The sequence below is a fragment of the Anaeromonas gelatinilytica genome (genome assembly GCF_016820635.1).
Lineage (GTDB): Bacteria > Bacillota > Clostridia > Tissierellales > SIT17 > Anaeromonas > Anaeromonas gelatinilytica.
Genome location: NZ_WSFU01000023.1, coordinates 1 through 12,986 on the forward strand (window position 1 = coordinate 1; position 12,986 = coordinate 12,986).

Here is a 12,986-nt window from a genome sequence, read left to right on the forward strand (position 1 = left end):
GCCCTTTTTTATTTCTGCTATGTTAATATATAGGTTTACATTCCATTATGGTTCTATTAAAAGGTAGTTCATTCTCTATTTCACCAAACTCATTTTCTCTGTTTACATTCCATTATGGTTCTATTAAAAGAAGAAGCTCATACTTAAAAAGACAATGTGTATTTGCGTTTACATTCCATTATGGTTCTATTAAAAGCTCCTTAGTTTGCTTTACAACTTGGTTTGTAAATAGTTTACATTCCATTATGGTTCTATTAAAAGGGAGGTAAAGCTTTTAAGTTTTCATCACCTGGAAACAAGTTTACATTCCATTATGGTTCTATTAAAAGTAATACATATAACAATACAAAAATGGAGGGGGTATTAGTTTACATTCCATTATGGTTCTATTAAAAGTTGATGAATTAACAGACACAACTGTTGCTGAAAATGTTTACATTCCATTATGGTTCTATTAAAAGCATGTAATTCAAAATGAAAAACTTGTGATTCAAAAAAGTTTACATTCCATTATGGTTCTATTAAAAGAGATTTTATACTTGATAGTGGCGTCACTGTATCATACGTTTACATTCCATTATGGTTCTATTAAAAGTGAGCTTTATAATAAATCAAGGGATTATTATTATAAGTTTACATTCCATTATGGTTCTATTAAAAGCTTAGCTTCCGTTTTTGCATTAACTATAAGTGCACCGTTTACATTCCATTATGGTTCTATTAAAAGGGAAACTGGACAGAGAACAGACCAACATACAATAATGTTTACATTCCATTATGGTTCTATTAAAAGCGATCTAAAAGAACTAGGATTCAATCTATCTATAGAGTTTACATTCCATTATGGTTCTATTAAAAGTGAGATATTCCCTCTATCCTCCTATAAATAAAAAATGTTTACATTCCATTATGGTTCTATTAAAAGTTATTTATATTCGACTTATCAAAAAAACTTTTAGAAGTTTACATTCCATTATGGTTCTATTAAAAGTCAGCAAGCCCACTTGCTTTTGCAGATACAAGCTTGTTTACATTCCATTATGGTTCTATTAAAAGGTGTTATAATTCCTTGTAAACGATAATCGCGAATAGTGTTTACATTCCATTATGGTTCTATTAAAAGAGAAACAGGGGAAATAGTAAATTTATATGAAGTTGAGTTTACATTCCATTATGGTTCTATTAAAAGTAGGTAAAACATATGAAAATTTAGCTACTTTAGAAGTGTTTACATTCCATTATGGTTCTATTAAAAGAGGTGGTTATTTGAATATACCAGACAAAGTAAAAATGTTTACATTCCATTATGGTTCTATTAAAAGCTCAAATAAAGAATGATAGAGTAGTAGTAGAATATAAGTTTACATTCCATTATGGTTCTATTAAAAGGCATCTATCTTATGTTTTTTTAGTATTTTATTATTCGTTTACATTCCATTATGGTTCTATTAAAAGTTAAAAGACTTTAAAGACAAGTCCAACACAATTATCTGTTTACATTCCATTATGGTTCTATTAAAAGTTGCTATATAAGAAACCCTGTTGTAATCCACATTGCCGTTTACATTCCATTATGGTTCTATTAAAAGTATACATTATCGCATCACTAAACATATAATCTTGTGCGTTTACATTCCATTATGGTTCTATTAAAAGTAAGTACCTAAAAGCTAATAATCTGTATATGGAATTGTTTACATTCCATTATGGTTCTATTAAAAGTGATAAATTCCATTGCTAAGGCTTTAAGAATTGAAAAGTTTACATTCCATTATGGTTCTATTAAAAGTTAGTGGAGGAAGGTTTGATTGAAGCCTTAAAAGCAGTTTACATTCCATTATGGTTCTATTAAAAGTCATTTTTCTTTTACACATACTGCAAGTTATTATTCGTTTACATTCCATTATGGTTCTATTAAAAGTTTGGAATTCTTATCGATTCCTCCTGCTACTCCTTCGTTTACATTCCATTATGGTTCTATTAAAAGTTCATATTAACACTCCTTTTTATTCTATTTCTTCTTTGTTTACATTCCATTATGGTTCTATTAAAAGTAGAATTAAATACCCTTTGAATCCTTATGATATATACGTTTACATTCCATTATGGTTCTATTAAAAGTTTCTAGTATTTCTTTTAATAAATTATTTTTATCTTTGTTTACATTCCATTATGGTTCTATTAAAAGCACTAGGATTAACAGATGAACAAATCGACAAGATAAGTTTACATTCCATTATGGTTCTATTAAAAGCTTGATTTTGAAGCTTCTCTTCATACTCATTCTTTGGTTTACATTCCATTATGGTTCTATTAAAAGGCGAAAATAATTTCTTTTCGCTCTTGTTTTCTTAGATGTTTACATTCCATTATGGTTCTATTAAAAGCAAAAGTTATCGGTTGAAGTACTTCTAGCTCAAATATGTTTACATTCCATTATGGTTCTATTAAAAGATGTGAGCATGTATTCGCTACATTATTAGATGATGTAAGTTTACATTCCATTATGGTTCTATTAAAAGTGCACAGTTCGAGAGAATTTGCTTAAATAAATATTTGTTTACATTCCATTATGGTTCTATTAAAAGTATATAGAATAGCAAGACGTGGCCAGTTTGGTGTTAAGTTTACATTCCATTATGGTTCTATTAAAAGTTATACAAAAGCAGAGGAAGCGGATAAGGTGATAAAAGTTTACATTCCATTATGGTTCTATTAAAAGGCGTTTCTATGTAATCATTGCAAATACTTGTTTCAATACAATATTTCTGTCTATTTGAAATTTGACTAGTTCCACGAGATTATTTTTATTGAATTATCCAGTATGTATTTAAGCAAAATATACTGAATAACATTAATTGTCAATGTCCAATGGTTTTTACGCTATTACACATCGACAGAGAGTAATTCAAAAAAAATTTGATGTTTTATCATCAACTACACCTAAATAATCTTTTTCTAACCATCTCTCATGTCTACTTTTAAAAACCAACAATGAATCTTTATCTTTTCTAATATAAGTATCTAGCTCACTTTTTAATTTCATATAATTTATCTCTGTTAGATTACCCTCAAATACAGATTTTTGTATATGTGTTAAATACTTCTTACATATTTTAAAGACATTTCTTGAAATTCTTGATCCATTCTCATCTGCTAGTATATCATACATTAAGATAATATACATAGTACATCACCACCATATCTTAAATCCAGAGTATTCTTTTTCTCCTATTATATCTTTTATTAGCTTATAGCATTCTAACCTAATAAGATACCTATATGATTACAACTCCCGTTTGCCTTAGAATATCATCGTCCTTCATTCTAACCTAATAAGATACCTATATGATACGTCTCTACCTAATTCTTTGTGTGTAATTGTATTTTCTAATCTTTTATCATATTCCATTAAGATTTTCTTCTTACCGGATTCCTTTAAATATAAAAAATTAGATTCTTTTTCAAATTCGTCTTTTGTGATTTGCTGTCTGTTTAACATAGAAAATATCATCCTATCTACAATCAGCGGCTTAAACACTTCTGATATATCTAAACATAGTGAAAATCTTTTAGTTCCTGGTTGGTGCAAAAAGCTGATTATCGGATTTAACTGCGTCTTATATATCTCACTTAATGTAGTGGTATAAATTAGACTATTAATAAAAGAAATTAAAGTATTAACCATATTGTCTGGAGGTCTTTTTACCCTCTTAGTAAAATGTATATCTTCTTTTACAATATGATTCCATGTGGAATAATATATCTTTCTAATATTTCCTTCTATTCCCATAATTTCATTGATTGATTCTCCATAATCTAATTTGTTTATTAATCTATTGATATTCTTCATAGATATTTCTAAATCAATTCCCCTACTATTATAATATCTTAGATTCCTATAAATATTATGTGATGCAGCTTTTAATATTTCTTTGGCTAACTTTAATCGTTTTTCGCTATCATCGTAAGCTCTTACTTGTTGTACTAACAAATATCCACTTATACTGGTTTCTCTTGGACAATAGCTTCCACTATAAAACCCATAGTAATTGAATATATGAAGTATAATGCCTTTCTGAGATATAAAATTTAACAATTTTGTATTTAAGCTCACTTCACCAAAAATGTAAATTTCATCTGCTACTTCTGCCTTTAAGTTCTTAATCTCTCCTTCTAAACTTGTCATTATAACATTGTTATCTTTTCTTCTTATATCTCCATCTCTCAAAATATAAAAAGTTTCACCCATATCGCAACCCCCTATATATAGCAAAGTTCGTAATATGCACATTTCTTACAGTACTTCTTATTTATTCTCCCAGGAGGTAGATCCATATTTATAATAGACCTAATTTCTTCTAGTAGTTCTATTAATTCCCTTTCTTCAAATTCATCTAAAAAAATTTCTTCTCTTTTTCTCAATAAAGGGTAATCCAATATACCTTTTTCTATCTCTACTCCATTATTTCTTAATACCCAAATATAATATTTTAATTGCCATTTACTTGCTTCATCCAATTTCCTGGATTTTTTTATTTCATGTATTATTTTCCAGTCTTTGAGAAAATCTATATTAATCATTTCATCTATTAATATAGATTTTTTCTCTCTTTTATAGGAGGTTTCATCTACAAATTTCCCGATTTCCACTAACTCACTATTATGTTCCATATTGACATCGTTTGTAAAATACCAGAGTTTCCTTTTACATACTGCATAATAATAGACCATCACTCCCGTTATTTTTTTCATAATATCACCTTTAATTAAAACATTCTATCTTCAGCATTTGTGGATTTTGACTCATTACGTTCTTCCTTCGATTTATACCTTATTCCAACTTCCTCTTTATATTCGCATTCAAAGATCTCTATAAATTCATATTTGTTGATATTTATACGTTTCAAAAGATTTTTATCAGCTTTATATAAAGGTATATTTAAGGTGAAGTTATCTAAATAAATTCTTGCCTCTAGCTTTTCTTCTTTTAGTTCTTTCCTTTCTTTTTTAGTCATGTCCTTATCATATCCCTGACTTAAAATCTCTATATATCCTTCTATAACTTCCTTATTTTTTTCATATATAGGCTCAGGTATTACCGTTTTAGATTCTATATTTCTAAATATTTTCTTTATTTCAGATGCTGATTTTTCATAAGATTCTATAAGCTTAACAAATTCTATAGCATTCATTATTTTTTCATAGTACTCTGTTCCTTTTAACTTCTCAATAGTATAAATACTATCTATCAACATGATTTTTTCATCTTCTGTGATATCACCATCAATACTTTTTAAAGCATTTTTAGAAAGATTAAATATATGTTCATCTATAAAGTTACCAACTCCATTGCATTTATAGTCCCCTCCGTCAAATACATAGCAATTATAACCTTCTTTGTCCCAATCTCTACTTCTATAACATCTTCCTAGTCTTTGAAATAATCCATTTAAATCTGAAAGTTCTGTAACAAGAATATCGAAATCAATGTCTAAGGAAGCTTCTACCACTTGAGTTGTAATCCATATCCCTTCATATTCTTTATTATCTTTGTTCCCAAAGTCTAGTATTTTCTCTTCTTTGATTTTCCTATCAGATTTTATAAATCCACTATGAAATAGACGTATATTTTCTAAGAGGCTCTCATCTGCGGATAGTTCATCATATATTCTTTGTGCTTCCTTGACAGTATTACATATAACTAGTATCTTATTATTCTTATAGACTTCTTTAACGAATTCAGAATTCAATTTTTCATGTTTTACCTTTATACTGTGTCTTATTCTCTTATTGGTAAAAGGTTCAGGTTTTAGAAATTCAACCCCTTCTTTTCTTAGTAAATCTACAAATATCTGAGGTAAAGTTGCTGTTAATACGGCAAACTTCCCACCTATTTTATCTATATAGGATAGTCCAACAACTAAATATGCTAATAGATCGGGAGCATACATCTGTACCTCATCTATCACAATTTTAGAATATGCTAAGGTTGCAAGCTTGGGTTCAAACCCTCTATATCTATATACAAAGTCAAATATTTGATCCATTGTACATACAGTCAAAGGTAAGGAAAGTTGTTTTGTCTTATTATAATATTCATCAAAGTCTATTTCTTCTTTTCTACTTAAATATTCTTTCTTAATATCCGAATGTAGAAGCCCAACCTTATTCTGATAATCGTCAATCACTATTTTTTCTGTTATTCTCTTATACATGGCATTTATAGCGGTTTTAAGTGGAAGTGTGAAAAAACCTTTATTATTTCCTATCCACAAAAGTCCAGCTTCTGTCTTTCCCATTCCAGTTTGTGCTACTACAATAATATTATTATTTCTATTCTTCACCATATACTTCTGAAGACTATTCCAATCAGCATCTGGATTATCTACTCTGAAACCTTCAAGAAGATTCTGATTCAAACTTTTTAGCATGAAGTCGTTTTTCTTCTCTACATCAATTCCTCCACTAGCTGCATAATCTAATCGATTCAGCAAACCTTTTATCATAATATAATTAAAAAACAAATTATTTATCCCGTAATCTCCTAAATCATCCTCATAAGTTCGATCCATAGAAAAATATTTTTTACTTAATTTTTTCACTAATATATTATCTAACCTCTCATAATTAAAATTATTAGCCTCTTCTCTCAATAACTCTATTTCTCTATTTAATGTTTCTTGATCAAACTTAAAATCTCTTTCATGATGATATGCTATTGCTTGTGCAAGTAACTTTATTCTTTCTTTTGTATAACCTTGTTTTTTTAAATCTTTAGCATTGATAAATGATAAGCTCAATATTCCATGTGGAATTTCATCTGTATGTTTCTTAATTCGTTCTATTTTATCTTGAAATTTTCTATTCATCTTACCTAAATCGTGATACAAACATGAGAGATACAACATATCCCAATCTACATCTAGATCAGGATATGTTTTTTTTAACAAATCATAATTATCTATTAATTTTTCAGTATGATCTATAATTGTCTCTCTTGGATTAGATTTAGCCAAATAATTATTCAACCTTATCACTCCTGTTCTAAGCTTTAAATATGATATTATTATCCATATCTTTTAATATGCTTTCTTCTTCCACTGCAGTAATTTTTGAGCTATATAATACGTCAATGTTATTCCAAGCTCTAAATATTTTAGGGGATTTAGCTGAACCATAATTTACAAGTTCATAATCTTTCGTAATCCTATATCTTGTTCCAGGACTACTTATTCCATCAACCCCTCCAATCACAATAGACTCTTCCACCATATCTAATGGAATATAAGCTGTAAACCTTTCATCTAGCTCGATATCCTTCTGTAGCTCTTTCTCTAAAATATCAACTACTTTTACTTCTTCAATTGTAACTAAATCTTCTCTCCTACCTAAAGATGGATATTCTCTAGGATAAATAAATGCATTTTCTATCTCTTCTATTAAACTTTGATCTTCTGGAATAATATGAATCAATAGCTCTACATCAGTCAACAATTCCACTGTAGAGATTCCCCTACTTACTCCATAGTCACCTACTTTTAATTGATGTCTTTTCTCATCATATCTCATGCCATTTTTAAACTCATATCTAGTATATAAATCATTTACCTTAGAATGATATTTTCCTTGAATGCTTATATCCATTTCTTTATATTCTTTATAGTCACAAAGAGAATGTACCATCCCTATTACTGTTGAATAGGGAGGTAATGGATAAGACTCTTTGAGTTGAAAACTCGTAGATTTCTTATAATTAACCATATTTTGATATAATTTTAATCTAACAGCTCTTTTATTATCCTTCATAGTAATCCTTCACCTTAACTTTTAAATCTTCAAAAAATTCTGGCATAGTTAACGTATTTAATCTATCTTTTATTTCATTGTCATTATTAAATTTACCTTCGATTAATCCACAATTTGTATCTTCTTTTATAGAATCAAACATGACTCCTTCTATTTGTTCAACTACCAATCTATTATCTCTAACATCTAATACATTTTCAAATATAGGATTCTTTATATCATAAACTCCACCTATTGCAAATAGAGGCTTTAAGTCTTCTCTTCTACCCCTAATATCTCTATATAGGAATGCAATTGTATCTAGTAACCTATTAACCCTTCTTACTTTTTCATTACTATCAAGTTCGACAGAATAAACTTTATCTATTCCTATTTGATCTAAATCCATAACAATCGTATATCTATAATAAGACCTATGGATTTCAGACTGAGCTATATTCATATTTTCATTAATTCTATCAGCCAATCCTTTATTTGTTAGGAAATCTAAGTCACCTTTGAAGGTCTCCAAGGATACAGCATTAGACAGCCTAACTTTTGCTGACCTTTTTTTACCGCCTGTTCCTTTTACTGTCTTAAGATATCCGAAAAAATCTATTTCTGGATAATCACTTATAGTCGCTTCATCCAAGAATTGAACGACCTTCTTCTCTCCACTTCCCTCTGCCTTTACAGGTGCATTCTCTTCATCTAGTTGATCAGCAATATTATATCTAATGGCTTGTCTTGAAATATAAGTATATTGCTCCCCTTTATCCCTAGTTAATTTCTTTAAAGATGCTACATTCCCTACTCCCTCACCATAATTTGCACTTTCTGCTTCAAATATCATTGATATTGCCAATCCTTTTGGTTTTAATTTACTCATCATTATTACCCCCGTTCTTATCTTTTTTTTCATCAATTAGTCCAGATACAAACGCATATCCAATAGTTTTAAACTTCTCCTCACTTCTTAATGTGTCTAAGAACACCTTAGGTACAGGCTTCTTAACATATAAATAACAGTTTAATAAAGTATCCATGAAGCTATCTGCATTATTAGTTTTCAATGAGTTTAATAGTCTATAAGATATGCCACTTAACTTATCTACTGAATCTCCATAATCTCTTCTTAAATAATATCCTGCATTATTTCCTAATTCAACTATATCTTTATCCTTATCCAAATCTTTCATGTAACCTACCCTCCTTAAAAAACTTGTATTAATATTTAACAGTCTTATTATATGATATGAATTATAATAACAATCTTTTGGTTGAGATAATTTGTAATGAAGTAACTTTTGAATCAATGTAAACATATTTTGACTGTTTAATAGTCGGTCTATAACTAATTCATACACATTAAAATAAGTATTGATTTCTCTAAATCCACAGTTAACAAGTTTATTCAAATCATTTTTTGAGTCTTTTATTATTTCCAAGGACTTTCTAGACAATATATTAAATCTATACTTTTCATCCTCATATCTAACCAGCTGTATATCTGCTAATTCATACTTTATTTTATCATTATATTCCTCATTTATTGATTCAACTAATGCTTTATAAGTTAATCTTTTTCCCTCGTTATTTTGTTTGAAAATTCCCATATATATTTTAGTGTTTATATTGATAGCATTCTTCATACTTGAATTATCATTTACATATATTCCTTTATTATAGAAATATGTAATTCCTGCTGGTACACATGAGTATATTAACTTACAAATAGGACAAACCGCTACATCATTTTGAAAATCCCATACGTGGGATGATTTTCTACTTACATCAAATCCTGTGGAGTTTAAAAAACTAAGATCATTTGAAAAGTTATTCATTTTTCTACCACATGAAAAACAACTAAATTTATATTTAGATTCGTCTTCTTGTAAATAGTCAATCACAGGTTGAACAAAATAATTATTATAGTCTATATACATATCCTTTTCTTTAGTTTGTGGATTTAGGAAACAAACTCCATTCCAACCATTATTAATTACAGTATACATAACATTTTTTGCGCCTATATATTTCTTAGATTCTTCTAATTTCATATACTCAATTATCTGCTTCAATAAATTAAACTTTTCCTCTATTTCAGGTAGTATATCTTTTATCTCTTGTTTCTTATTCAATTTAATCTTTTTTAATTTTTTTTCTAATCCTAAGATATCAACAGAAGAACCTATCAAATTATAAGCTGATTTATAGCTATTACTTTTTACTTGTTTCTTTACCACCTTAGATATATATTCATTCGTATACTCTAGACTTTTTTTATCGAATTCTTCAAATCCCTTTTCCTCATGATATGATATGGAATCTTCAAAAGAAATTATTTTATTCAATGATAATATATCTTTATATTTCTTAATAAAATAGTCAAAATACTTTTTTTCAATTTCAATCAAGCAATCAGAATCAAACTCCAAATAATTCTGATTTATCACGACATCATCTTCTGAATTCTTTAAGATATTATAGAATCCCACTAAGCCACTGTTATAAAGCCAATCTTCCATATATAGCTGTATTTTGTCACCCAATTTATCACCCCCTATACAAGATCTAGCATTCCGAATCCTGCATTTTTTCTAGAACCCGCTCCTGATTTATAAAGATAGTCTAAAATATACGGCTTAGCTTGTACCTTTATTCTGCATATATTTGATAGTACTTCTATCCCATAGTGCTTTACTTTAACTTCTTTATTATTTAATACTTTGAAATCTACTTCCTCAATATCTAACATTCTTTTTTCACCAAAATTATCTAATAGCTGATATTTAAGATTTTCTTTAAATATTTCTTTTCCTCTTTCTTCATTTAAGGAATAATACCAAGTCTTTTTATTATCCCCCCTATGTTCTCTAACAACTATTGGGGACATGGTAGAATAAATAGCATAATCAGTAGTTATTAATTCTTCTTTATTCATATTTACCCTATTAATAGTTATAGAATTATTTTTAATTTTATAGGCTTTCCCCCTATTAGCTAGTACTGCATTATAAAAGAAAATTCCATCATTCATATCATCAGTTGAGAAGTTCCAAACTATCTTTTTATCTGGAATTATAATCTCTTCTCTAGTGAATTTACAATTTGGCATATATAGAGAGAATGTATAGCTCTTTTTTTTGTTTTCTTCATCTTCGTATAAAGACTTATAATAATCTTCATCGTAAGATTCATATACATGCTTTAGTAAAGAGAGTATCATCCTATTTTTGTCCTTCGGTATGTTTTCATTTGATAAAATTAATTCGACATTAAACCTCATTTTTTCACCTCCTATTATTTTAAATCTGCTATTATAAATTATATTATACAACTTATGCTGTCCTATTGTCAGTACAGCTAATTATTATTTTTATATAATAAGTTGTACTTATTTTTCTTTAATTTATAAGTTCTATAACTTAATATTAACTTCTTTATTTTTACTAATTATTATTTAAAATATCTTAAATTTTGTTTTATATAAATAAACTAATATCTAATGCAAGAAAGACCACTTTAATAAAAGTGATCTCGATCTAACCTCCACATATTTTCTATAGTTTTCCAATAATATTCTTCAACCTCTCTAATCCATCAATCATTACCTTAGTTGGACAAGCAATATTCCATCTTTCAAATCCACTACCTTCTTCTCCAAATATATATCCCTCGTCAAAAAATAATTCTGCTTCTTTATGCATTAATTCTTTCAATTCATAATTACTTAATCCAAGATCTTTAAAGTCCAACCATTGTAAATAAGTCCCTTCAAGATCATATACTTTAATTTGTGGAATGTTTTCTTCAATATACTTTTTCAACTCTAAATGATTATGATGTATTAATTCTAATAATTCTTCAAGCCAATCTTCACATTCTGTATAGGCTATCTCACAGGCTTTTAACCCCATCATATTTACAAGTCCAATTGCACTTGATTGAAGTACTTTTTCATATCTTTCTCTAATTTCTTCATTAGGTATAATAATATTTGAATTTTGTACACCTGCTAAATTAAATGTTTTACTTGGTGCTGTACAAACTATCACATTATTCTTCACTTCCTCTGAAATAGTAGCAAATACAGTATGTTCATTTCCAGGCATGATAAGATCATTGTGGATTTCATCTGATATAATAAATACATCATTTCTAAGACATATATCTGCTACCCTTTCTAATTCTTCTTTTCTCCAAACTCTTCCAGCTGGATTATGAGGACTACAGAATAATAATACTTTGTTTTTAGGATCTTTAGCCTTATTTTCTAAGTCTTCATAATCTATTTCATAAGTTTTTCCAGTATCTATTAAGGAATTTTTCACTACTTTTCTATCATTCAAATTTATTCCATTATAAAAAGGATAATATACTGGAGGCATTATAATGACTCCATCTCCCGGTTCGGTAAAAGTTTTTATTCCAACAAAAAATGCTGTGACAACTCCAGGAGTGTTAATGATCCATTCTGGTTGTATGTCCCAATTATGTATGCTTTTCATCCATCCACATACTGCATCATAATACTTTTGTGTAGGTTTAGTATAGCCTAGAATATTAGATTCAATATATTCTTGAAGTCCTTTTATTATTTCAGGTGGATTTTTTAACTCCATATCAGCAACAGAAAATGGGATAATCCCATCTGATACATTTGGATTCCACTCTTTCATTTGCTCCCATCTTGCAGAACCAGAATTTTTTCTATCAATAATTGTTTCAAAATCATATTTTGTAGAAATTTTATCTTTCATTATTAATCCACTCCCCATATTGTGTTTTAAAACTTCTTTTACTTATTCTATTATTACTATTTCTATAGAAAATATATTTTTCCTTCATTATACTAATAATATCTATTCTAATTCTCTATCTGATTTAGATGAACTTCTAGTCCAAATATATATACTAACAATACTAGCTATACTTAAAAGCATTATTTGAAGAATAATTTTATCTATTACGAACAATACAGAAAATCCTATTGTAAGCCAAATCAAAAATATTGCTCTTTTAGGTATACCGTTACCGTTTATATAATCAACTACATATGGTGAAAGATATTTATTTGTTAATATAGATCTATATAATTTATCACTACTCTTAATAAAACAAGTTAAAGATAAAACTGACTGCTCCCACACCTGAAGGAATGGGGTTCTAAACTACTAAAGGCTTCTCTATCAAAA

General features: G+C 28.2%; 10 protein-coding genes and 1 CRISPR repeat array. All 10 genes read right to left on the reverse strand.

Annotated elements, in window-relative coordinates; genetic code table 11:
• The first annotated feature begins 33 nt into the window (after positions 1-33).
• A CRISPR array of direct repeats spans positions 34-2,722; the repeat unit is 30 nt; unit sequence GTTTACATTCCATTATGGTTCTATTAAAAG.
• A gap of 186 nt (positions 2,723-2,908) precedes the next feature.
• The 10 genes from cas2 to GOQ29_RS02075 all read right to left on the reverse strand — a co-directional run bounded on the left by cas2 (position 2,909) and on the right by GOQ29_RS02075 (position 12,941).
• Positions 2,909-3,187, reverse strand: coding sequence for a CRISPR-associated endonuclease Cas2 (gene cas2 / locus GOQ29_RS02030; protein WP_203370929.1), 279 nt, complete (start codon positions 3,185-3,187; stop codon positions 2,909-2,911).
• Between the two features lie 135 nt (positions 3,188-3,322).
• On the reverse strand, positions 3,323-4,252 hold the full coding sequence (cas1b, locus tag GOQ29_RS02035) for a type I-B CRISPR-associated endonuclease Cas1b (RefSeq protein WP_350445956.1): 930 nt from the start codon (positions 4,250-4,252) through the stop codon (positions 3,323-3,325).
• A gap of 11 nt (positions 4,253-4,263) precedes the next feature.
• A complete protein-coding gene (gene cas4, locus GOQ29_RS02040) occupies positions 4,264-4,755 on the reverse strand; it encodes a CRISPR-associated protein Cas4 (protein ID WP_203370931.1) in 492 nt (163 codons plus the stop codon).
• 14 nt (positions 4,756-4,769) lie between these two features.
• Positions 4,770-7,040, reverse strand: a complete 2,271-nt coding sequence (gene cas3 / locus GOQ29_RS02045; protein ID WP_484477048.1) for a CRISPR-associated helicase Cas3' — start codon at positions 7,038-7,040, stop codon at positions 4,770-4,772.
• Between the two features lie 7 nt (positions 7,041-7,047).
• A complete protein-coding gene (cas5b, locus tag GOQ29_RS02050) occupies positions 7,048-7,809 on the reverse strand; it encodes a type I-B CRISPR-associated protein Cas5b (protein ID WP_203370935.1) in 762 nt (253 codons plus the stop codon).
• A complete protein-coding gene (gene cas7i, locus GOQ29_RS02055; RefSeq protein ID WP_484477049.1) occupies positions 7,799-8,677 on the reverse strand; it encodes a type I-B CRISPR-associated protein Cas7/Cst2/DevR in 879 nt (292 codons plus the stop codon). The genes cas5b and cas7i overlap by 11 nt, the downstream gene beginning before the upstream one ends.
• Positions 8,670-10,340 (reverse strand): type I-B CRISPR-associated protein Cas8b1/Cst1, encoded by a 1,671-nt coding sequence (cas8a1, locus tag GOQ29_RS02060; RefSeq protein ID WP_203370939.1) that lies wholly within the window; start codon positions 10,338-10,340, stop codon positions 8,670-8,672. The genes cas7i and cas8a1 overlap by 8 nt, the downstream gene beginning before the upstream one ends.
• 11 nt (positions 10,341-10,351) lie before the next feature.
• Complete coding sequence (gene cas6, locus GOQ29_RS02065; protein ID WP_203370941.1) at positions 10,352-11,077, reverse strand: CRISPR-associated endoribonuclease Cas6; 726 nt, start codon at positions 11,075-11,077, stop codon at positions 10,352-10,354.
• Positions 11,078-11,351: 274 nt separating this feature from the next.
• Complete coding sequence (locus tag GOQ29_RS02070) at positions 11,352-12,551, reverse strand: MalY/PatB family protein (RefSeq protein WP_203370943.1); 1,200 nt, start codon at positions 12,549-12,551, stop codon at positions 11,352-11,354.
• Between the two features lie 102 nt (positions 12,552-12,653).
• Positions 12,654-12,941: a DUF454 family protein gene (locus GOQ29_RS02075; RefSeq protein WP_203370945.1), complete on the reverse strand. Its 288-nt coding sequence runs from the start codon at positions 12,939-12,941 to the stop codon at positions 12,654-12,656.
• Between the last annotated feature and the right edge of the window lie 45 nt (positions 12,942-12,986).

What these genes read in the sequence shown, in the direction of transcription:
- cas4 (WP_203370931.1), bottom strand. Translation starts at nt 4,755, where the DNA reads ATGAAAAAAATAACGGGAGTGATGGTCTATTATTATGCAGTATGTAAA.
- cas1b (WP_350445956.1), bottom strand. Translation starts at nt 4,252, where the DNA reads ATGGGTGAAACTTTTTATATTTTGAGAGATGGAGATATAAGAAGAAAA.
- cas6 (WP_203370941.1), bottom strand. Translation starts at nt 11,077, where the DNA reads ATGAGGTTTAATGTCGAATTAATTTTATCAAATGAAAACATACCGAAG.
- GOQ29_RS02070 (WP_203370943.1), bottom strand. Translation starts at nt 12,551, where the DNA reads ATGAAAGATAAAATTTCTACAAAATATGATTTTGAAACAATTATTGAT.
- cas2 (WP_203370929.1), bottom strand. Translation starts at nt 3,187, where the DNA reads ATGTATATTATCTTAATGTATGATATACTAGCAGATGAGAATGGATCA.
- cas7i (WP_484477049.1), bottom strand. Translation starts at nt 8,677, where the DNA reads ATGAGTAAATTAAAACCAAAAGGATTGGCAATATCAATGATATTTGAA.
- cas5b (WP_203370935.1), bottom strand. Translation starts at nt 7,809, where the DNA reads ATGAAGGATAATAAAAGAGCTGTTAGATTAAAATTATATCAAAATATG.